Here is a 24,780-nt window from a genome sequence, read left to right on the forward strand (position 1 = left end):
GTCAGCTGGCCGGGCTGCTGGAGCACGAGCACGCTTCGCTGGCGCTGGCCCAGCAGGCCAGTGGCCTGGCGGGCAACACCCCCGTCTTCACCTCCCTGATCAACTACCGCCACAACACCGGTGCGGAGACGGACAAGGAGGGCCACGCGCGCCCCGAGGGCATGCGGATGCTGTCCTCCCGCGAGCGCACCAACTATCCGCTCGGTGTGTCCGTGGACGACAACGGCGACTCGATGTCGCTGGCCGTGGACGCCATCGCGCCCATCGACGCGCGGGCCGTCGGCCTGCTGCTGCGGGCGGCCGTCGACGGACTGGTTCCCCTGGTCGAGCAGGCCCTGGACGGCGCACCGGACGCGGCGCTGCGCAGCGTCCACGTCATGGCCCCCGGGGAACTGCACCGGATGCTGGTGGAGTGGAACGACACGGCGGCCGAGGTCGGGTCGGCCGCGGCGCCCGAGCTGTTCGCGGCGCGGGTGGCGCAGGCCCCCGACGCGGTGGCCGTGGTCGCCGACGGCGTGGAGGTCTCGTACGCGGAGCTGGACGCGCGGTCGAACCGCATGGCCCGGTACCTCGCCGGCCGGGGCGTGACGGCGGGCTCCGTCGTGGGCGTCTGCCTGGACCGCGGCGTGGACCTGCTGGTCGTGGTGCTCGGTGTGCTGAAGGCCGGTGGCGCCTACATGACCATCGACCCGGAGTACCCGGCGCAGCGGGTGGCGTACATGCTCGAGGACGCGTCGCCGGTGGCCGTACTGGCCACGGCCGCCACGCGGGCACTGGTCCCGGGCGCGGCCCTGGTGGAGGACCTGCCGCTCGCGGACTTCGACGCCGGTCCGCTGGACGTGGTGGTGCGGGCCCAGGACGCCGCGTACGTGATCTACACCTCGGGGTCGACGGGCCGCCCGAAGGGCGTGCTGGTCTCCCACGCGGGTCTGGCCAGCCTGGTGGCGGGCCAGAGCCGGTACCTGGACGTGGGCCCCGGTTCGCGGGTGGGCCAGTACGGGTCCGTGGGCTTCGACGCCTTCGCCTGGGAGTGGTGCATGGCGCTGCTGACCGGTGCGACGCTCGTGGTGATCCCGCAGGAGCAGCGCCTCGGCGAGGTGCTGCCGAGGTTCCTGGCCGAACGGGCCGTGACGCACGTGGCGCTGCCGCAGGCGGTCCTGGGCACCCTGGACGAGAACTCCATCGGCGAGGACGTCGTCCTGGTCACGGGCGGCGAGGCACTGCCGCGCGAGGTGATGGCGCGCTGGGCGCGTGACCACCGGCTGTTCAACTCCTTCGGACCGGCCGAGACCACGGTCGACGCCACGCTGTGGCACTGTGACCCGGCCGCGGCCGAGGTGGCGATCGGATCGCCGGTGGTGAACACCCGGGTGTTCGTGCTGGACGAGTTCCTGGCACCCGTACCCGTCGGTGTGGCCGGTGAGCTGTACGTCGCCGGCGCGGGCCTGGCCCGCGGGTACCTGGGCCGTCCGGACCTGACGGCGGAGCGCTTCGTCGCGAACCCGTTCCACGGCGCGGGCGAGCGGCTGTACCGCACCGGCGACCGGGCGCGGTGGACCGCGGACGGGCAGCTCGTGTTCGCGGGCCGGGCCGACGACCAGGTCAAGATCCGTGGTTTCCGGATCGAACCGGGCGAGATCGAGAACGTCCTGACCTCGGATCCGCAGGTCATCCAGGCCGCGGTCATCGTGCGCGAGGACACGCCCGGAGACAGGCGGCTCGTCGCCTACGTGGTCGCCGACGGCGGGCCGGGCGAACTGCCCGAGCTGCTGACCCGGCTGGCCGCCGAGCGGCTGCCCGCCTACATGGTCCCCTCCGCGGTGGTGCTGCTGGACGAGCTGCCGCTGACGGTGAACGGGAAGCTGAACCGCGAGGCGCTGCCCGCTCCCGCCGCGGCGGTCGGCGGCGGCCGTGGTCCGGCGAACGCCCGTGAGGAGATCGTCTGCGCGGCCTTCGCCGAGGTGCTGGGCCTGGAGGGCGTCGGTGTCGACGACGACTTCTTCCAGCTCGGCGGGCACTCGCTGCTCGCCGTCCGGCTGGTCGAGGTACTGCGCGGCCACGGCGTCACGGTGTCGGTGCGGGCCCTGTTCCAGACCCCGACCCCGGCCGGGCTCGCCCTGCCGACGGGCGCGGGCCAGGCGCTGGAGGTCCCGGCGAACCTGATCCCCGCCGACGCGGTGGAGATCACCCCGGAGCTGCTGCCGCTGGTCGACCTGACCGCCGGCGAGGTCGCCCGTATCGTCGCGTCCGTCCCCGGCGGCGCCGCGAACGTCGCCGACATCTACCCGCTCGCCCCCCTCCAGGAGGGCCTGGTCTTCCACCACGTCCTCGCGGACGGCGGCGAGGACGCCTACGTCACCCCGGTGGTCTTCGAGCTCGACTCGAAGGGACTGCTGGAGGAGTTCACCGCGGCGCTCCAGCAGGTGGTGGACCGGCACGACATCTTCCGCACCTCCCTGGTGTGGGAAGGGCTCCGCGAACCGGTGCAGGTCGTCTGGCGTCGGGCTCCGCTCTCCGTCGAGGAAGTGACCCTGGACGCGGACGGCGCCGACCCGGTCGGGCAGTTGCTCGCGGCCGGTGGCATGTCGATGGACCTGGGCCGGGCCCCGCTGCTCACCCTGCACGTCGCCGCGCTGCCGGGCGGTGACCGGTGGCTGATGCTGCTGAAGGTGCACCACGCCGTCCAGGACCACACGGCGATGGAAGTGGTCCTCGGTGAGGTCCAGGCCTTCCTGACCGGGCGCGGCGGCTCGCTGCCGCAGCCGGTGCCGTTCCGCACCTTCGTGGCGCAGGCCCGCGGGGGTGTGGCGCGCTCCGAGCACGAGCGGTACTTCGCCGAGCTGCTCGGTGACGTCGAGGAGTCCACCGCGCCGTTCGGCCTGGTCGACGTCCTGGGCGACGGCGCGGGCGTCACCCGTGTGCACGTGCCCTTCGCGCCGGAGCTGCACACGCGGCTGCGCGCGGTCTCGGCCCGGCTGAGCACGAGCGCCGCGACGGTGCTGCACGTGGCGTGGGCGCGGACGCTGGCGGCCGTGTCCGGCCGCAGCGACGTGGTGTTCGGCACGGTGCTCTTCGGCCGGATGAACTCCGGCGCGGGTTCGGCGAACATGCCGGGTCCGTTCATCAACACGCTGCCGGTGCGGGTGCGCACCGGTGAGCTGGGCGCGCTGGAGGCCGTGGGCGCGATGCGCGGCCAGCTGGCGGAACTGCTCGAACACGAGCACGCCTCCCTGGCCCAGGCCCAGCGGGCCAGCGGACTGGCGGGAGACACTCCGCTGTTCACCGCCCTGTTCAACTACCGCCACAACGCGGGTGGTTCCGACCAGGACGCGAACGACGAGCGCAACCGCGGGTTCGAAGGGTTCACGGCGGTGCACTCCCGCGAGCGCACCAACTACCCCCTCGCGGTGTCCGTCGACGACGACGGCGAGTCGATCGCCCTGGCCGTCGACGCGGTCGCCGTCATCGACGGCGAGGCCTTCGGACGGCTGATGCGCTCCGTCGCCGAGAACCTGGTCACCGCACTGGAGTCGGCGCTCGACGGCGGGCCGGAGCAGCGCCTCAGCGCGGTCGGCGTCCTCGACGAGTCCGCCGCGCGCAGGATGCTCGTGGAATGGAACGACACGGCGCTCGACCTCGCGCCGGCGACGGCCACCGAGCTGTTCGCCGCGCAGGTGGCCCGGGCCCCGGAAGCGGTGGCCGTGGTCGCCGACGGAACGGAGGTCTCGTACGCGGAGCTGGACGCGCGGGCGAACCGCCTGGCGCGGCTGCTGGCCGGGCGGGGCGTGGGCCCGGAGTCCCTGGTCGCGGTGTGCCTGGACCGCGGGGTCGACCTGATGGTGGCGGTGCTCGCCGTGCTGAAGGCCGGTGGCGCCTACATGACGGTCGACCCCGAATACCCCGAGCAGCGCGTCGCGTACATGCTGCAGGACGCGAAGCCCGTGGTCCTGCTGGCCTCGGCCGCCACCGCGGCCGTGCTCCCCGGCGCGGTGCTGCTCGACGACCCCGAGGTCGTGGCCGCCCTGCGGAACACGGACGACGGCGCACCGGACCTGACCGGGCTGTCGGTCGCCCATCCCGCGTACGTGATCTACACCTCGGGTTCGACGGGACGGCCCAAGGGCGTCCTCGTCTCGCACACCGGCGTGGCGAGCATGACGGCGGGCCACACCCGGCTGCTGGGCGTCGGTCCCGGACACCGGGTCGGCCAGTTCGCCTCGATCGGCTTCGACGCCTTCGCGTGGGAATGGTTCATGGCCCTGCTGACCGGGGCGACCCTCGTGGTCATCCCGCCGGAGCGACGGGTCGGCCACGACCTGGCGCGGCTCCTGGCCGAGCAGGCGGTGACCCATGTGACGCTGCCGCCCGCGGTGCTGGTGACGCTGGACGAGACCACCGTCTCCAAGGACCTCGTCCTGGTGACGGCGGGCGAGGCGCTGCCGCCCGAGACCGCGGCCCGTTGGGCCCGCGGCCGCCGGATGTTCAACGCCTACGGCCCCGCCGAGACCACGGTCGACGCCACCTGCTGGTCCGTCGACCCGGAAGCCGCCGCCGAGGTGGCCATCGGCGCCCCGGTGGTGAACACCCGGGTGTTCGTCCTGGACGAGTTCCTGGCACCGGTGCCCGAGGGCGTACCCGGCGAGCTGTACATCGCGGGCGCGGGCCTGGCCCGCGGCTACCTCGGCCGCCCGGCCCTCACCGCGGAGCGCTTCGTCGCCAACCCCTTCCACGGGGTGGGCGAACGGCTCTACCGCACCGGTGACCGGGCGCGCTGGACGGCGGACGGGCAGCTCGTGTTCGTGGGCCGCACCGACGACCAGGTCAAGATCCGCGGTTTCCGGATCGAGCCCGGCGAAGTCGAGAACGTGGTGGCCGCCCATCCCCGGGTCACCCAGGCCGCGGTGATCGTGCGCGAGGACACCCCGGGCGAGAAGCGCCTGGTCGCCTATGTGGTCGGCGACGGCCCGCAGGGCGAACTCCCCGAACTGGTCACCCGGTCGGCCGCCGAGCGGCTGCCCTCCTACATGGTCCCCTCCGCGGTGGTCGTCCTGGACGCGCTGCCGATGACCGTCAACGGCAAGCTGGACCGCAAGGCGCTCCCCGCTCCCGCCTACGCGACGGGCGGTGGCCGCGCCCCGGCGAACGCACGGGAAGAGGCCGTCTGCGCGGCCTTCGCCGAGGTGCTGGAGCTGGAGCGGGTGGGTGTCGACGACGACTTCTTCCGGCTCGGCGGGCACTCCCTGCTCGTCGTGCGCCTGGTCGAGGTGCTGCGCGACAACGGTGTGTCGGTCTCGGTGCGGACGCTGTTCCAGACGCCGACCCCGGCCGGACTCGCCGCCTCCACCGGAGCGGTGCAGGTCGAGGTCCCGGAGAACCTGATCCCCGCCGACGCGGCGGAGATCACCCCGCGGATGCTGCCCCTGGTCACGCTGTCGGAGCAGGAGATCGCCACGGTCGTCGCCGGAGTCCCCGGCGGCGCGGCGAACATCGCCGACATCTACCCGCTGGCCCCCCTCCAGGAGGGCCTGCTCTTCCACCACATGATGGCGGAGGGCGGCGAGGACGCCTACGTCAGCAAGGAGGTCTTCGAACTCGACTCGAAGGATCTGCTGGACACCTTCGTCCACGCCCTCCAGCAGGTGCTGGACCGGCACGACATCTTCCGCACCGCCCTGGTGTGGGAGGGGCTGCGCGCACCGGTCCAGGTGGTCTGGCGGCGGGCTCCGCTCTCCGTCGAGGAAGTGACCCTGGACGCGGACGGCGCCGACCCGGTCGGGCAGCTGCTCGCGCTCGGCGGCTCGTCGATGGACCTGGGCCGGGCGCCGCTGTTCACGGCGCACATCGCCCGGGTACCGGACGGCGACCACTGGCTGATGCTGCTGAAGGTGCACCACGCCGTCCAGGACCACGTCGCCCTGGAGGTGCTGCACCACGAGGTCCAGGCGTTCATGACGGGTGAGGCCGGCTCGCTCCCGGAGCCGGTGCCCCTGCGCAACTTCGTCGCACAGGCCCGCGGCGGCGTGGCGGAAGCGGAGCACGAGCGCTACTTCACCGAACTGCTCGGCGACATCGACGAGCCGACCGCGCCGTTCGGCCTGGTCGACGTCCACGGCGACGGAGCGGACACCCTCTGGGTGCGCCGCCCCCTCGAAGCGGAGCTGCACACCCGGCTGCGCGAGGTCTCGCAGCGGCTGGGCACGAGCGCCGCGACCGTGCTGCACGTCGCCTGGGCGCGGACGCTGGCGGCCGTCTCGGGCCGCACCGACGTGGTGTTCGGAACGGTGCTCTTCGGCCGGATGAACTCCGGCGCCGGAGCCGACCGGGTCCCCGGACCGTTCATCAACACCCTGCCGGTACGGGTGCGCACCGGTGAGCTGGGTGCGCTGGAGGCCGTGGGCGCGATGCGCGGCCAGCTGGCGGAACTGCTGGAACACGAACACGCCTCCCTGGCGCTGGCCCAGCGGGCCAGCGGACTGGTCGGAGACACCCCGCTGTTCACCGCCATCTTCAACTACCGCCACAACGCGGGCGGTTCCGGAGAGCAGGCGGCCGCCGACCGCAACCGCGGATTCGAGGGCCTCGCCCTGCGCTACGCCCGCGAGCGCACCAACTACCCGCTCGTGGTGGCGGTCGACGACAACGGCGACTCCATCGAGCTGACCCTGGACGCGGTGGAAGCCATCGACGCGGACGCCGTGGGACGGCTGCTGTGCACCGCCACGGCGAACCTCGTCACCGCCCTGGAGCGGGAACTCGACGGGGGGCTCGAACAGCCGCTGGCCGCGGTGCGCGTCCTCGGCGAGGACGACCTGCACCGCATCCTCGACGAGTGGAACGACACCGGCAGGGACGCCCTCGCCACGGTCCCCGTTCCGGAACTGTTCGCGGCGCAGGTCGCGCGCTTCCCGGACGCGACGGCCGTCGTCTCCGCGGGCGTCGAGGTGTCCTACGCCGAACTGGACGCCCGCGCAGAGCGGTTGGCCCGGTACCTGAACCGCCGGGGCGTCGGCCCCGAGTCGGTCGTCGGTGTGGCCCTGGACCGCGGCGTCGAACTGGTCGTCGCCCTGCTGGCCGTGATGAAGGCCGGAGGCGCGTACCTGCCGATGGATCCGGAGTACCCGGCGGACCGGGTGGCCTACATGATCGGCGACGCCGGAGTCGCACTGGTACTGACCGCCCAGGGCCCCACGGGCTGGCTGGCGGGGCTCGGGGTCGAGATCGTCGCCCTCGACGACCCCGCGATCGTCGCCGAACTGGCGCGACCGGACACGGACATCCCGTCCGTGCCGGGCCGCCGGGCGACGCTCCCCGAGCACCCGGCGTACCTGATCTACACCTCCGGCTCGACGGGCCGCCCCAAGGGCGTCGTCATCTCGCACGCCGCGCTGACCGCCCACCTGGGCGGTGTCGGCGAGCGGGTGCCGCTGGTCCCCGGTGACCGGCTGGTGGCGGTGACGACGGTGTCCTTCGACATCGCGGCGCTGGAGCTGTTCCTGCCGCTGGTGTCCGGTGCCTCGGTGGTCGTCGCGTCGCGCGACGCGGTGCGCGACCCGGCCGCCCTGACGGAGCTGGTCGTGTCCTCGGGCGCGACGGTGGTGCAGGGCGTCCCGTCGCTGTGGCGGGCCCTGCTGGACGAGTCGGGCTGGCCGGCCGGGGTGCGGGCACTGGTGGGCGGTGAGGCGCTGCCGCCCGAGCTGGCGCAGCGGTTCACGGACCTCGGTGTCGGCGCGGTGAACCTGTACGGGCCGACCGAGGCCACGGTGTGGGCGACGTCCGCCGAGGTCACCGAGGGCCCGGTGCTGATCGGCCGGCCGTTCGCCGAGGTGGGCGCGTACGTCCTCGACGGATGGATGCGGCCGGTTCCCGCCGGCGTGGCGGGCGAACTGTACCTGTCGGGCGCGCAGTTGGCCCGCGGATACGCGGGTCGGCCGTCGCTGACCGCGGAGCGGTTCGTCGCGTCCCCCTACGGCGGCACGGGCGAACGGCTGTACCGCACGGGTGACCTCGCCCGGTGGACGAAGGACGGGCGGCTGGAATGCCTCGGCCGCGCCGACGAGCAGGTCAAGGTCCGCGGCTTCCGCATCGAACCCGGCGAGATCGAAGCGGTGCTCGCCGCACAGGACACCGTGGCGCGCGCCGTCGTGATCGTCCGCGAGGACAAGCCCGGCGACCAGCGGCTCGTGGCCTACGTGGTCCCCGCCACGGAGACGGGCGACACCACCGAGGGCTTCGCGGGGACGCTCCGGGCGGCGGTCCAGGACCAGCTCCCCACGTACATGGTCCCCTCGGCGGTCGTGGTGCTCCCGGCACTGCCGCTCACCGCCAACGGAAAGCTGAACCGGAAGGCACTGCCCGCCCCCGAATACACCACGGGTGAGGGCCGGGCCCCGGCGAACCGGCAGGAAGAGCTGCTGTGCCAGGCGTTCGCCGAGGTACTGGGGCTCGACAGCGTGGGCGTGGACGACGACTTCTTCGCGCTCGGTGGTCACTCCCTGCTCGCCACCCGGCTGATCAGCCAGATCAGGGCCCTCCTGCGAGTCGACTTCTCGCTGCGGGCCCTCTACAAGACGCCGACCGTGGCCGGAGTGGCCCGGCAACTCGGAACACAGAAGACAGCCAGGCCCGCACTGCGGCCGATGCGTACCAACGAGGAGTACTGATGATCCCTCTTTCCTTTGCCCAGCGTCGGCTCTGGTTCATCGGTCAGCTGGACGGACCCAGCCCTGCCTACAACATCCCGATCGTGCGGCGCCTGTCGGGCGACCTGGACTCCTCCGCGCTGAACGCCGCACTGCGTGACGTGATGCGCCGGCACGAGGTCCTGCGCACCGTGTTCCCGACCAAGGACGGCCAGCCCTACCAGCGCATCCGCAAGCTGGACGACCTGGAGTGGGAGCTGTCGGTGGCCCAGGTGGCCCCCGAGGACCTCGACGACGCCGTCGCCGCGGCCGCGCACCACCTGTTCGACCTCGCCACCGAAGTGCCCATCCGGGCCTGGCTCTTCACCACCGCCCCGGGCGAACACGTTCTGGCCGTGGTGGTGCACCACATCGCGGGCGACGGCTGGTCCATGGGCCCGCTGGCCCGTGACGTCTCCGTCGCGTACGCCGCCCGCCGCGCGGGCCACGCCCCGGACTGGGAGCCGCTGCCCGTCCAGTACGCGGACTACGCCCTGTGGCAGCGCGAGCTGCTCGGCGAAGAGGACGACCCCGACAGCGTGATGAGCCGCCAACTCGGCTTCTGGCGCGAGACCTTGGCGGGCGCACCGGAGGAACTGGCGCTGCCCGTCGACCGTCCGCGCCCGGCGGTGCCCTCCCACCGCAGCCTCGCCGCCGCGCTGGACGTCCCCGCCGACGTCCACACCAGGCTCGTCGAACTCGCCCGGGCGGAAGGCGTGAGCCTCTTCGTCGTGCTCCAGTCCGCGCTGGCGGTCCTGCTGTCCCGCCTCGGCGCCGGCACCGACATCCCGATCGGCACCGTCGTCGCCGGCCGTACGGACGTGGCACTGGACGACCTGGTCGGCTTCTTCGTCAACTCCCTGGTCCTGCGCACCGACCTGTCGGGCACCCCGACCTTCCGGGAGCTGCTGGCCCAGGGTCACGACACGGCCCTCTCGGCCTTCGAGCACCAGGACGTGCCGTTCGAGAAGCTGGTCGAGGAGCTGGCCCCCGCGCGTGTCATGGGGCGCCACCCGCTGATCCAGACGATGTTCACCATGCAGAACAACGCCCAGGCCGTGCTGGACCTGCCCGGCCTGGGCGCGGGGAGCGCACCCGCGAGCACCACGGATGCCGCCGCCGCGGCGCGGTTCGACCTGGACGTGCTGCTGGGCGAGGCGTTCGACGCCTCCGGCGCACCCGCGGGTGTCACCGGAACGCTCCTCGGCGCGGCCGACCTCTTCGACGCGGAGAGCGTCGAGCGGATCGCGCAGCGCCTGGTGCGCGTGCTGGAGCAGGTCGCCGCGAACCCCGGTGTGACCCTGGACGCGGTGGACGTCCTCGACGCGGACGAGCGCCGTCGGGTCCTGACAGACTGGAACGACACGGGGGCCGACTTCGGTTCGGGTCTCGTGCCGGAGCTGTTCGCGGCCCGGGTGACGCGGACTCCGGATGCGGTCGCGGTCATCGCGGATCGTGTCGAGGTGTCGTTCGCGGAGCTGGACGAGCGGGCGAACCGGCTGGCGCAGTTCCTGGTCGGTCAGGGTGTGGGCGCCGAGTCGCTGGTGGGCATCTGCCTGCCGCGTGGTGTGGACGCGGTGGCCGCGATCCTGGCCGCCTGGAAGGCGGGCGCGGGCTTCCTGCCGATCGACCCCGAGTACCCGGTGGACCGGATCTCGTTCATGCTGGCGGACAGCGGTGCGGTGCTGACGCTGACCGACGAGGAGATCCTGGGTGATCTCCCGGCGGGCCGTGCGCGGATGGTCGCGGTGGACTCCACGCTGATGGGTGTCCAGCTGTCGATGCTGCCGGGTACCGCCCCGGAGGTGGTGACCCGTCCCGAGGGTCTGGCGTACGTGATCTACACGTCGGGTTCGACGGGACGCCCGAAGGGTGTCGCCGTCCCGCACGGTGGTCTCGCCAACTACGCCCAGTTCGCGGCTGGTTCTTACGAAGTGGCGCTGGGCGGTGCTCCGTTGCACTCGTCGCTGGCGTTCGACCTGACGGTGACCAGTGTCGTCGTACCCCTGATCTCCGGTGCGCCGGTGGTGGTGAGCCGCGAGGGCGGCGCCGAGGGTCTGGCGCAACTCCTGCGCGATGGTGGCGGTTTCGGTCTCGCCAAGGCCGTTCCGGCTCACCTTCCGCTGCTGTCCGAGATGTTGACGGATGGTGAGGTCAAGGGTGCGGCGGGCACCTGGGTCGTGGGTGGTGAGGCGCTGCCGGGTTCGGTGGTGCAGTCGTGGCTGGAGCGGGCTCCCGGTTCGGTCGTGGTCAATGAGTACGGTCCGACCGAGACGGTCGTGGGCTGTGCGGTGTTCGAGGTGCGTGCCGGTGACGAGGTCGGTGACGCGGTCCCGATCGGCCGTCCGATCGCGAACACGCAGCTCTATGTCCTGGATGCGTTCCTGCGTCCGGTGGCTCCGGGTGTCGCGGGTGAGCTGTACATCGCCGGTGCTCAGCTGGCCCGTGGCTATGTGAACCGTCCCGGTCTGACCGGCGAGCGGTTCACGGCGAACCCGTTCGCGTCCGGTGGGCGAATGTACCGCTCCGGTGACGTGGCCCGTTGGCGTGCCGATGGTCAGTTGGAGTTCCTGGGGCGTGCGGACGAGCAGGTCAAGGTCCGCGGGTTCCGCATCGAGCCGGGTGAGGTGCAGGCCGTTGTCGCGGCGCACCCGCAGGTCGCTCAGGCCGCGGTGGTCGCTCGTGAGGATGTTCCCGGGGATGTGCGTCTGGTGGCGTACGTCGTCGCGGACGACCCGGATGACGACCTGAACGCGCTGCCCGCGGAGGTCCGTACGTTCGTCACGGGCCGCCTGCCGGAATACATGGTCCCGTCGGCCGTTGTCGTCCTGGACGCGCTGCCGCTGACCGGCAACGGGAAGCTGGACCGCAAGGCCCTCCCCGCCCCCGAGTACGCCGCCGGTGCGGGAGCGGGCCGTGCCCCCGCGAACGAGCGCGAGCGGGTGCTGTGCCAGGCCTTCGCGGAGGTCCTGGGCGTGGCCGAGGTCGGGGTCGAGGACGACTTCTTCGCTCTCGGCGGTCACTCGCTGCTGGCGGTGCACCTGGTCGAGGTGCTGCGCAAGCACGGCGTCTCGGTATCGGTGCGCGCGCTGTTCGACACCCCGACCCCGGTGGGTCTGGCGGCCTCGGCGGGCGTGGACACCGTGGAGGTGCCGGAGAACCTGATTCCCGCCGGTGCGACCGCGATCACGCCGGAGATGCTGCCGCTGGTCGACCTGACCGCGGCGGAGATCGAGCGGATCGCCGCCACCGTCGAGGGCGGCGCGGCGAACATCGCCGACGTCTACCCGCTGGCCCCGCTCCAGGAGGGCCTGCTCTTCCACCACCTGATGGCGGAGGGCGGCGAGGACGCCTACCTGATGCCGGTGGCCCTGGAGATGGACTCGGCGGAGCGGGTGGCGGAGTTCGCCCGCGCGTTCCAGCTCGTGGTGGACCGTCACGACATCCTGCGGACCTCGTTCGTGTGGGAGGGGCTGCGCGAGCCGGTCCAGGTGGTCTGGCGCGAAGCCGTACTGCCGGTGACCGAGGTGGTCCTGGACCCGCTCTCGGCGGATCCGCTGGCCGAACTGCACGAGGCCGTGGGCCTGTCGATGGCTCCGGGCCGCGCACCGCTGATCAGCGTGCACTTCGCCGCCCTGCCGGACGGCGGGCGGCACCTGGTCCTGCTGCGCCTGCACCACCTGGTCCAGGACCACACCGCCCTTGAGGTGCTGCTGCACGAGGTGCAGATGTTCCTCGCCGGGCGCGGTGGCGAGCTGGAGCCCTCGCTGCCGTTCCGCGACTTCGTCGCGCAGGTGCGCGGCGGCATGGAACGCGGCGAGCACGAGCGGTACTTCGCCGAGCTGCTGGGCGATGTCACGGAGCCGACCGCTCCCTTCGGGCTGGTCGACGTCCGCGGTGACGGAGCCGCGGTGGAGCGTGCCGTCGTACCGCTCTCGCCGGAGGTCGTCGAGCAGCTGCGGGGGGTGGCGCGCCGGGTCGGTACCAGTGCGGCGACGGTGCTGCACGTGGCATGGGGGCGGGTGCTGGCCGCCGTCTCGGGTCACTCGGACGTGGTGTTCGGCACGGTGCTCTTCGGCCGGATGAACGCCGGTGCGGGCGCCGACCGGGTCGCCGGTCTCTACATGAACACGCTCCCCGTGCGGCTGCGCACCGGCGAGCTGGGGGCCCTGGAGGCCGTGACCGCGATGCGCGGTCAGCTGGCCGGGCTGCTGGAGCACGAGCACGCCTCGCTGGCGCTGGCCCAGCAGGCCAGTGGCCTGACGGGCAACTCTCCCGTGTTCACCTCGCTGCTCAACTACCGCCACAACACGGGCCGGGATGACGCTCCGGAGGGCGGCGACGCTCCCGAGGGCATCCGCGTGCTGTCCTCGCGGGAGCGCACGAGCTACCCGCTCGGTGTGTCCGTCGACGACAACGGCGACTCGATGTCGCTGGCCGTGGACGCCGTCGCACCGATCGACGCCGTGGCCGTGGGCACGCTCCTGCGGACCGCCGTCGAGGCCCTGGTGCCGCTGATCGGGCAGGCGCTCGACGGCGGACCGGACACGGCGCTGGCCAGTGTCGACGTACTGGCTCCGGAGGACCTGAACCGGCTGCTGGTGGAATGGAACGACACGGCGGCCGAGGTCGGGCCGTCGACGCTCCCCGCGCTGTTCGCGGCGCAGGCGCAGCGGACGCCCGAGGCGACCGCGGTGGTCTTCGAGGGCGCGGAGCACTCGTACGCCGAGCTGGACGCCCGGGCGAACCGCCTGGCCCGGCTGCTGGCCGCGCGGGGCGTCACCACGGGTTCCGTGGTCGGTGTCCGGCTGGAACGCGGCGTCGAGCTGGTGGTGGCACTGCTGGCCGTGGTGAAGGCGGGCGCGGCCTACCTTCCCGTGGACCCGGGCTACCCGGCGGACCGCGTCGGGTACGTGCTGGACACGGCGGGCGCGTCGGTGGTCGTGACCACGGCCGCCCTGGACGCCGGACCGCTGCCCGCGGACGCGGTACGGGTGCTCGTGGAGGACCCGGCGCTCGCGGACCTGGACCCGGGCGCGCCGGAGGTCACCGTGCGGCCCGAGGGCGCCGCGTACGTCATCTTCACCTCCGGTTCGACGGGCCGCCCGAAGGGCGTGGTGGTCCCGCACGAGGGCATCGTGAACCGGCTGGCCTGGATGCAGTCCCGCTACGAACTGACCGCCGCCGACCGGGTGTTGCAGAAGACTCCGTTCGGGTTCGACGTGTCGGTGTGGGAGTTCTTCTGGCCGCTGCTGTCGGGCGCCGCCCTGGTGGTCGCCCGTCCGGACGGACACCGCGATCCGGGCTACCTGGTCTCGCTCATCGCCGAACAGCGGGTGACGACCGCGCACTTCGTGCCGTCGATGCTGGAGGCGTTCCTCGCCGAGCCGACCGCCGGCGGGTCCACGGGCCTGCGCCGGGTGCTCTGCTCGGGCGAGGCGCTGCCGCTGACCGCCCAGCAGCGTTTCTTCGAGGTCTTTGAGGGCGTCGAGCTGCACAACCTGTACGGCCCGACCGAGGCGTCGGTCGACGTCACCGCGTGGCAGTGCCGCCCGGAGCAGACCTCGGGAACGGTGCCGATCGGTGCGCCGATCGCCAACACCCGGGTGTACGTGCTGGACGCGGCCCTGCGCCCGGTGCCGGTCGGCGCCGGTGGCGAGCTGTACCTCGCGGGCGTGCAGCTGGCCCGTGGCTACGCCGCCCGTCCCGGGCTCACGGCGGAGCGGTTCGTCGCGAACCCCTTCGAGCCGGGCGCGCGGATGTACCGTACCGGCGACATCGCGCGCTGGACGGCGGACGGCCAGGTGGAGTACCTGGGCCGCGCCGACGAGCAGGTGAAGATCCGCGGTTTCCGCATCGAGCCCGGCGAGGTGCAGGCGGTCATCGCCGCGCACCCGCAGGTCGCCCAGGCCGCCGTGGTCGCCCGTGAGGACGTCCTCGGCGAAGCCCGCCTCGTGGCCTACGTCGTGGCCGACGGCGCCGCCGCCGAACTGGCCGACTCCGTACGGTCCTTCGCCGCAGCGCGGCTGCCCGAGTACATGGTTCCCGCCGCCGTCGTGGTGCTGGACGCGCTGCCGCTCAGCGTGAACGGCAAGCTCGACCGCAAGGCCCTTCCCGCCCCCGAGTTCACGGCCGGGTCCGGCCGCGGCCCGGCGAACGCCCGCGAGGAGATCGTCTGCGCGGCCTTCGCCGAGGTCCTGGGCGTGGAGGGCGTTGGCGTCGACGACGACTTCTTCCGGCTCGGCGGACACTCGCTGCTCGTCGTGCGTCTGGTGGAGTACCTGCGCGAGCTGGGCGTATCGGTGTCCGTGCGGGCGTTCTTCGACTCCCCGACCCCGGCCGGCCTGGCCGCGTCCACCGGGGCGCGGCAGCTGGAGGTCCCGGCGAACCTGATCCCCGCCGACGCGGTGGAGATCACCCCGGAGCTCCTGCCGCTGGTCGACCTGACCACCGAGGAGGTCGCCCGTATCGTCGCGTCCGTCCCCGGCGGCGCCGCGAACGTGGCCGACATCTACCCGCTCGCCCCCCTCCAGGAGGGCCTGCTCTTCCACCACCTGCTGGCCGAGGGCGGTGTGGACGCCTACGTCCTGCCGACGGTCATCGAATTCGACGCGCCGGAGCGGCTCGACGCCTTCACCCGGGCCCTCCAGCAGGTGATCGACCGGCACGACATCTACCGCACCTCGATCGTCTGGGAAGGACTGCGGGAGCCCGTCCAGGTCGTCTGGCGCCGCGCCGAACTGCCGGTCACCGAGGTCACCCTCGCCGGGCTGACCGATGACGGGACCGACGACCGGGTCGCCGAACTGGTGGCCCGCGTGGGCGCCGACATGGACCTGGGCCGCGCACCCATGATCACGGTGCACACCGCCGCGGTCCCCGGGACCGACCGGCGGCTCGCCCTGGTACGCCTGCACCACATGGTGCAGGACCACACCGCGCTGGAAGCCCTCCTCGACGAGGTGCAGGCCTTCATGACCGGGCACGGGAGCGCGCTCCCCGAGCCGCTGCCCTTCCGGAGCTTCGTCGCGCAGGCCCGCAGCGGCGAAGCCCGCGCGGAGCACGAGCGGTACTTCCGCGACCTGCTCGCGGACGTCGACGAGCCGACCGCCCCCTACGGGATGGCCGACGTCCGGGGCGACGGCGCCGACTCGGTGACCGCCGTGGTGGAGATCGCACCGGAACTGAACGACCGGCTGCGCGAGGTCGCCCGCAGGGCGGGCACCAGCGCCGCCACCGTCATGCACGTGGCCTGGGCCCGGGTGCTCGCGGCGGTCTCGGACCGCCAGGACGTCGTCTTCGGCACCGTGCTGCTCGGCCGGATGAGCGCGGGCGCCGGTGCGGGCCGCGTCCTCGGCCCCTACATCAACACCCTCCCGGTGCGCGTCCGTACGGGCGAACAGGGCGCCCTGGCCGCCGTCTCCGCGATGCGCGGACAGCTGGCCGAACTGCTGGAACACGAGCACGCCTCGCTCGCCGTGGCGCAGCAGGTCAGCGGAGTGGGCGGGGACACCCCCTTGTTCACCTCGCTCTTCAACTACCGCCACAACGCGGCCCCGAAGGCCGCCGAGCCCGCCGAGGCGCCGTCCGAAGGCCTCTCCGGCATCCGGCAGCTGTTCACGCAGGAGCGCACCAACTACCCGCTGAGCATCTCGGTCGACGACGACGGCGAATCGCTCGCCCTCGCGGTCGACGCGGTGGCCCCGGTCGACCCGACGGCGGTCGGCGTGCTGCTGCGCACCGTCACCGAGCACCTGGTCGGCGCGCTGGAGACGTCGCTCGCGGGTGGCGCGGACCGGCAGCTCGGCTCGCTCCCGGTGCTCGCCGAGGAGCAGCTGCGCCAGGTCCTCGCCGAGTGGAACGACACCGCGGCCGAGGTCCCCCCGGTGCCGGTGACCGCACTCTTCGAGGCCTGGGTCGCGCGGACCCCCGACGCGGCGGCCGTGCTGGCCGACGGCGCCGAGGTGTCGTACGCGGAGCTGGACGCGCGCTCGGAGCGCCTCGCGCGGTTCCTGACCGGGCACGGCGTCGGCCCGGAGTCCGTGGTCGGGCTCGCCCTCGAACGCGGCGTGGACCTGATCGTGGCGGTCCTGGCCGTGCTGAAGGCGGGCGCCGCCTACCTGCCGGTGGACCCGGAGTACCCCGCCGAACGCATCACCTTCATGATCCAGGACGCCGCTCCCGCACTGGTGCTGGCCTCGGCCGGCACGGCCGCGATCGTGGCGGAGGCCGGGGCGCCGGTGGTGCTCGTGGACTCCCCGGAGGTGCTCCGGGAACCGGCGGGCGTGGCCCCGGCCGAGCGGGCGGCGGCGCTGCCCGGGCAGCTGGCGTACGTCATCTACACCTCGGGTTCGACGGGCCGGCCCAAGGGGGTGGGCGTTCCGCTCGGGGCGTTCGCCAACACGGTGGCGGCACTGGCCCGCTTCGGAGCCGGTCCCGGCTCCCGGGTGGCGCAGTTCGCCTCGGTCAGCTTCGACAACTTCTGCCTGGAGTGGTCGCTGGCCCTCACGAACGGGGCGACGCTGGCAGTGGTCCCCGCGGACCGTCGCGTCGGCGCCGAACTCGCCGGGTTCTTCGCGGAGTCGGGCGTGACGCACGCGACCCTGCCCCCCGCCGTACTGGCCGGCCTGGACGAGGGCTCGCTCGCGGCGGAGGTCGTCATCGAGGTGGGCGGCGAGGCGTGCCCGCCGGAGCTGGTCGACCGCTGGGCCGCCGGGCGCCGGATGTTCAACACCTACGGCCCGACCGAGACCACCGTCGACGCGCTGGTGTGGCCGGCCCGGCCCGGGGTCACGGAGGTACCGGTCGGCAAGCCGATCGGCAACGCCCGCGCCTACGTACTGGACCGCTCGCTCTCGCCCGTCCCGGTGGGCGCGCCCGGCGAGCTGTACCTGGCGGGCGCGGGCCTGGCCCGCGGATACCTGGGGCGCCCGGGGCTGACGGCGGAGCGTTTCGTCGCCGACCCGTTCGGCGCGCCGGGGGAGCGGCTGTACCGCTCCGGCGACCTGGTGCGCTGGAGCCCGGACGGCAACCTGCAGTACCTCGGCCGGGCCGACGACCAGGTGAAGGTCCGCGGCTTCCGGATCGAGCTGGGCGAGGTCCGCGCCGCGGTCGCCGCCCACCCGCAGGTCGACCAGGCCGTGGTGATCGTGCGTCAGGAACCGAACGGTGACACCCTGCTGGCCGCCTATGTGGTCGGCAGCGAAGGAGCGGCCGGACTGCCCGCCGCCGTCCGGGAGTTCGTCGGCGAACGACTGCCCGGGTACATGGTGCCCTCGGCCGTCATCGAGCTCGACGCGCTGCCGCTGACCGTCAACGGCAAGCTCGACCGCAAGGCGCTGCCCGCGCCTGAGTACACGAGCGGCACGAGCCGCGGGCCCGCCACGCTCCAGGAAGAGCTGCTGTGCGGCGTGTTCGCACAGGTGCTGGGCCTGGACAAGGTCGGAGTGGACGACGACTTCTTCGCCCTCGGCGGTCACTCCCTGCTCGCCACCCGGCTGATGAGCCGCATCCGTACGGTCCTGGGCGTCGAGGTACCGCTGCGGGCGCTCTTCGACGCCCCCACGGTGGCCGCGCTGGCCGCCCGTCTGACCGGCGCCGACACGGCCCGCGTCGCGCTGACGGCCGGCGAGCGCCCCGAGCGGGTGCCGCTGTCGTACGGCCAGCGCCGCTTGTGGTTCCTCGGGCAGCTGGAGGGCCCGAGCGCGACCTACAACGTGCCGGTCGCGCTCCGGCTGAACGGCCGGCTGGACGAGGACGCGCTGAACGCGGCGCTGCTGGACGTCATCGGCCGGCACGAGGTGCTGCGCACGGTCTTCCCGGTCCTCGACGACGAGCCGTACCAGCAGGTCCTTCCCGTGGACGAGCTGACCTGGCGGCTGTCCGTGGCCGACGTGGCGGCCGGGGACCTGGAGACCACCGTCGCCGAGGCGGTGGGACACCTCTTCGACCTGGCGTCGGAGCTGCCGGTCAAGGCGGCCCTGCTGCGGACCGGCCCCGAGGAGCAGGTCCTGGTGGTGACGATCCACCACATCGCCAGCGACGGATGGTCGACGGGCGTACTGGCCCGCGACATCTCCGAGGCCTATGTGGCGCGCTGCGCGGGCCGGGCCCCGGAATGGGGACCGCTGCCCGTCCAGTACGCCGACTACGCGCTGTGGCAGCGCGGCCTGCTGGGCGACGAGCGGGACCCGCAGAGCATGATCTCCCGCCAGGCCGACTACTGGCGGGACGCGCTGGAGGGGGTGCCGGAGGAGCTGACGATGCCCTTCGACCACCCGCGTCCCGCGGTCCCCTCGCACCAGGGCCACCAGGTCCCGGTCGAGGTCCGCGCCGAGGTCCACGCACGGCTGGTGGAGCTGGCGCAGGCCGAGGGCGTCACGGTGTTCATGGTGCTGCAGGCCGCCCTGGCAGTGCTGTTCTCGCGGCTCGGCGCCGGTACGGACATCCCGATCGGCTCGCCCAACGCGGGCCGCACCGACGAGGCCCTGAACGACCTGGTCGGCTTCTTCCTCAACACCCTCGTGGTGCGCACCGATCTGTCGGGGGACCCGACGTTCCGCACCGTGCTGGGCCGGGTCCGCGAGCGCAGCCTGGAGGCGTTCACGCACCAGGACGTCCCCTTCGAGCGGCTCGTGGAGGAGCTGGCACCGAGCCGCTCCATGGCCCGCCACGCCCTCTTCCAGGTGATGCTCACCCTGCAGAACACGGAAGAGGCGAGCCTGGACCTGCCGGGCCTGCGGGTGCGGCCGATCGCGACGGGCGCGGCGCTGGCGAGGTTCGACCTCGACGTCATCGTGACCGAGACCTTCGACGAGCACGGCGCGCCCGCGGGCGTGATGGGCTCGGTGACCGCGGCGGCCGACCTGCTGGAGGAGGAGTCGGCGCGGCGCCTCGCGACCCGGCTGGCACAGGTGCTGGACGTGGTGACCGCCGATCCGCAGCTGCGGCTGAGCGCGGTGGACGTGCTGGACCCGGCCGAGCGCGAGCGGATGCTCGTCGAGTGGAACGCGACCGCCGCCGAGGTGGCGCAGGGTTCCGTGGCGCAGCTGTTCGAGGCGCAGGTGGCGCTGGCTCCGGACGCGACGGCCGTGGTGGCCGACGACGCGTCGCTCTCGTACGCGGAGCTGGACGCCCGGGCCAACCGGCTGGCGCGGCTGCTGAGGTCGCGTGGCGTGGGCGCCGAATCGGTGGTGGGCGTGTGCCTGGAGCGCGGGGCCGGGCTGATGGTGGCGCTGCTCGCGGTCGCCAAGGCCGGCGGCGCGTACATGCCGATCGACCCGGCGTACCCGGTGGACCGGATCGCCTACATGCTCCAGGACGCGCGACCGGTGGCGGTGCTGGCCTCCTCGGCCACCGCGTCGGTCCTCCCGGACTCCGTGGTGCTGCTGGACGCGCCGGAGACGGTGGCGGAGCTGGCGGCCCTGGCGGACGGTCCGCAGCCGGGCCCCGCGGTGCGGGTGGAGTCTCCCGCGTACGTGATCTACACCTCGGGCTCGACGGGCCGCCCGAAGGGCGTGCTGGTCTCCCACGCGGGTGTCTCCAGCCTGGTGGCGGGCCACATGCGCTACCTGGGGGTCGGATCCGGCTCGCGGGTGGGGCAGTTCGCCTCCGCGGGCTTCGACACCTTCGGCTGGGAATGGATGATGGCTCTGCTGACGGGCGCCACGCTCGTGGTGATCCCGCAGGAGCGGCGCCTCGGCGAAGCCCTGCCGGTGTTCCTCACCGAGCAGGGGGTCACGCACGTGACGCTGCCGCCCGCCGTGCTGGCCACCCTCGACGAGGGCTCGATCGGCGCGGACGTGGTCCTGGTGACCGCTGGTGAGGCGTGCCCGCCCGAGGTGATGGCCCGCTGGGCGCGCGGTCACGAGCTGTTCAATTCCTACGGTCCGACCGAGACGACGGTCGACGCGACCCTCTCGCTCTGCGACCCGGCCACCGGCGAGGTCGCGATCGGCACCCCGGTGCTGAACACCCGGGTGTTCGTCCTGGACGAGTCCCTGGCCCCCGTTCCGGTCGGCGTCGCCGGTGAGCTGTACGTCGCCGGCGCGGGCCTGGCCCGCGGGTACCTCGGGCGTCCCGGCCTGACGGCCGAGCGCTTCGTGGCCAACCCGTTCGGCGGCGCGGGGGAGCGGCTGTACCGCACCGGCGACCGGGCCTGCTGGTCGGCCGACGGACAGCTCGCGTTCGCGGGCCGCACCGACGACCAGGTCAAGATCCGTGGTTTCCGGATCGAGCCGGGCGAGATCGAGAACGTGGTGGCCTCGCACCCGCAGGCCGCCCAGGCCGCGGTCATCGTCCGCGAGGACACCCCGGGCGAGAAGCGCCTCGTCGCCTACGTGGTCCCCGCGCCCGGCGCACCCGCCGAGCTGCCCGAGCTGGTCACCCGGCTCGCCGCCGAGCGGCTGCCCGAGTACATGGTCCCCACCGCGGTGGTCATCCTCGACGCGCTGCCGCTGACCGTGAACGGCAAGCTCGACCGCAAGGCCCTGCCCACCCCCGAGGAGCGGACGGCGGCGGGCCGCGGACCGGCCGACATGCGCGAGGAGATCCTCTGCGGAGTCTTCGCGCAGGTGCTCGGCGTGGAGAGCGTCGGCGTCGACGACGACTTCTTCGCCCTCGGCGGCCACTCCCTGCTGGCGGTCCGGCTGGCCAGCCGGGTCCGGGCGGTGCTCGGCGTGAACCTGGACATCCGGGTCCTCTTCGACGCACCGACCGTCGCGGCCCTCGCCGCCCGCCTCTCGGACGGCGACGGGAACGGCCGGCCGGCCCTGACGCCGATGGAGCGCCCCGACAGGGTGCCGCTGTCCTTCGCACAGCGCCGCATGTGGTTCATCGGACAGCTCCAGGACGCGGGCGCCGCCTACAACATCCCGATCGCGCTGAAGCTGCCGGGGCGGATCGACCCCCGGGCGCTCGGCGCGGCCCTGCGGGACGTCGTCGGCCGGCACGAGGTGCTGCGCACGGTGCTGCCGACGGAGAACGGCGAGCCGTACCAGCGGATCATCGCGGCCGAGGAACTGGAGTGGGAGCTGTCCGTGGTCCAGGTGACCCCGGAGGAGCTGGACGCCTCGGTGGCCGCCGCGTCGGGTCACCTGTTCGACCTGGCGTCGGAAGTGCCCTTCCGTGCCTGGCTCTTCGAGTCCGGCCCCGAGGAGCGGGTGCTGGTGGTCGTGGTGCACCACATCGCGGGCGACGGCTGGTCGTGGGCGCCGTTGGCGCAGGACCTGTCCCTCGCGTACGCGGCCCGTTCGGCGGGCACCGCGCCCGCCTGGGAGCCGCTCCCGGTCCAGTACGCCGACTACGCGCTGTGGCAGCGTGAGCTGCTGGGCGACGGCAGTGACCCGGACAGCCTGATGACCCGTCAGGTCGACTACTGGCGCGGGACGTTGGACGGCATCCCGGAGGAACTGGCGCTGCCCGTCGACCGGGTGCGTCCGGCGGTGGCGTCGAACCGCGGTGTCGAGGTGCCGGTCCGCGTTCCGGCCGCGCTGCATGCGGAGCTGGCGCGCGTGGCACGGGCCGAGGGCGTGACCATGTTCATGGTCCTGCAGTCGGCGCTGGCGGTCCTGCTGTCACGCCTCGGCGCGGGTGTCGACGTACCGATCGGCGCCGCGAACGCGGGCCGTACGGACGCGGCGCTCGACGACCTCGTCGGGTTCTTCGTGAACACCCTGGTGATCCGGGCGGACCTGTCCGGTGACCCGACGTTCCGCGAGGTGCTGAAGCGGGTCCGGGAGACCAGCCTGTCGGCCTTCGAGCACCAGGACGTGCCCTTCGAGCGACTGGTGGAGGAGCTGGCCCCGGCGCGTTCGATGGGCCGCCACCCCCTCTTCCAGACCGTGTTCACGATGCAGAACAACGCGCAGGCGGTCCTGGACCTGCCGGGCGCGGGCGTGAGCGGTGTGTCGGCGGGCGCCGCGGTGGCGGCCAGGTTCGACCTGGACGTGCTGCTGGGCGAGGTGTTCGACGCCTCCGGCGCACCGGCCGGTGTCGCCGGAACGGTGGTCGGCGCCGCCGACCTGTTCGACGGGGAGAGCGTCGGGCGGATCGCGGAGCGCCTGGTGCGCGTGCTGGAGCTGGTGGGCACGGACCCGGGGCTGCGGCTGAGCGCGGTGGACGTCCTCGATGCCGACGAGCGCCGCCGGGTGCTGGTGGAGTGGAACGACACCGCGGCCGACTTCGGCCCGGCCCTGGTCCCGGAGCTGTTCGCGGCGCAGGTCGCCCGTACGCCCGACGCGGCGGCGGTGATCGCCGACGGCGCGGAGGTCTCGTACCGGGAGCTGGACGCACGGGCGAACCGGCTCGCGCACTACCTCCTCGCCCAGGGCGTCGGCGCCGAGTCGATGGTGGGCGTGTGCCTGCCGCGCGGGGTGGAGATGGTCGTGGCGGTCCTCGCGGCCTGGAAGGCGGGCGCCGCGTACCTGCCGATCGACCCCGAATACCCGGCCGACCGCATCGCCTACATGCTGGCGGACGGCGGCGCGGTGCTGACGCTGACCGACGAGGAGGTGCTGGACGAGCTGCCGGCGGGCCGGGCCCGGCTGGTGGCGGTGGACGGACCGCTCATGACGATGCAACTCTCCGCGCAGCCGACGACACCTCCCGAGGTGTCGGTGTCGCCGGACGGTCTGGCCTACGTGATCTACACGTCCGGTTCGACGGGCCGCCCGAAGGGCGTCGCCGTCACGCACGGCGGGCTCGCCAACTACGCGCGGTTCGCGGCCGGTTCCTACGAGGCGGTGCACGGCGGAGCGCCGTTGCACTCCTCGCTGGCCTTCGACCTGACGGTGACGAGCATCGTGGCCCCGCTGATCTCGGGTGCGCCGGTGACGGTGAGCCGTGCGGGTGGTGCCGAGGGTCTGGCCGAACTGCTGCGGGAGGGTGGTGGTTTCGGTCTGGTGAAGGTCGTACCGGCCCACCTGCCCCTGTTGTCCGAGATGCTGACTGATGTTCAGCTGAAGGGCGCGGCGGCCACCTGGGTGGTCGGTGGTGAGGCGCTGCCGCCGGGTGTGGTGCGCGATCTGCTGGAGCGCGCGCCGGGTTCGGTGGTGGTCAACGAGTACGGTCCGACCGAGACGGTGGTCGGCTGTGCGGTGTTCGAGATCCGGGCCGGGCAGGAGATCGGGGAGCCGGTTCCGATCGGCCGCCCGATCGCCAACATGCGGCTCTACGTCCTGGACGAGTGGCTCCGCCCCGTCGCTCCGGGTGTCGCGGGTGAGCTGTACATCGCGGGTGCCCAGCTGGCCCGCGGTTACCTGAACCGCCCGGGTCTGACGGCGGAGCGGTTCACGGCGAACCCCTTCGAGCCGGGTGCGCGGATGTACCGCTCGGGCGATGTCGCGCGCTGGCGCGCCGACGGCCGGCTGGAGTACCTGGGGCGTGCGGACGAGCAGGTGAAGGTCCGTGGTTTCCGGATCGAGCCGGGCGAGGTCCAGGCCGTGATCGCGGGTCACCCGCAGGTCGCGCAGGCCGCGGTCATCGCCCGCGAGGACGCGCCGGGAGACGTCCGCCTGGTCGCCTACGTCGTCCCCGCCGACGGCGAGGCCGGCGGCCTGCCGGAGCAGCTGCGGGCGTTCGCCGCGCAGCGGCTCCCGGAGCACATGGTCCCGTCCGCGGTCGTCGTGGTGGCGGCCCTCCCGCTGACCGCCAACGGCAAGCTGGACCGCAAGGCCCTGCCCGCACCGGACTACGCGGCGGGCGCCGGAACCGGCCGGGCCCCGGCCAACCGGCAGGAGGAACTCCTGTGCCAGGCCTTCGCCGAGGCCCTGGGGCTGGAGAAGGTGAGTGTCGACGACGACTTCTTCGAGCGCGGCGGGCACTCCCTGCTGGCCGTGGAACTCACCGCACGGATCCGGGCCCTCCTCGACGTGGACGTCACGATCCGGACGCTCTTCGACGCGCCGACCGTGGCCGGACTCGCCAAGAAGCTCGGCACCGAGAAGTCGACCCGCCCGGCGCTGCGGCCGATGCGCGAGAGGAGCGGCCGCTGACCGCAGAGCAGTGACCGGCTCGGCCCGGTGACTGTGGAACAGGGTTACGCCGAAGGCCGGCCGCCGCGGTCCGTGGAAACGGACGCGGTGGCCGGCCTTCGGCGGCGGGC

The 24,780-nt window shown here is 73.3% G+C and carries 2 protein-coding genes (1 of these 2 running past the window's edge); both read left to right on the forward strand.

Annotated elements, in window-relative coordinates:
• Window positions 1-8,660 carry the 3' portion of an amino acid adenylation domain-containing protein gene (locus OHS33_RS27905; protein WP_330333158.1) on the forward strand. 7,366 nt of this gene lie to the left of the window's left edge, so the window shows 8,660 of its 16,026 coding nt (coding positions 7,367-16,026); its start codon lies off the left edge, out of view; it ends in the stop codon at window positions 8,658-8,660.
• Entirely contained in the window at window positions 8,660-24,670 is a 16,011-nt protein-coding gene (locus tag OHS33_RS27910; RefSeq protein ID WP_330333159.1) for an amino acid adenylation domain-containing protein, read from the forward strand. Before OHS33_RS27905 ends, OHS33_RS27910 begins: the two co-directional genes overlap by 1 nt.
• Window positions 24,671-24,780: the final 110 nt, after the last annotated feature.

It is taken from the genome of Streptomyces sp. NBC_00536 (assembly GCF_036346295.1).
GTDB lineage: Bacteria > Actinomycetota > Actinomycetes > Streptomycetales > Streptomycetaceae > Streptomyces.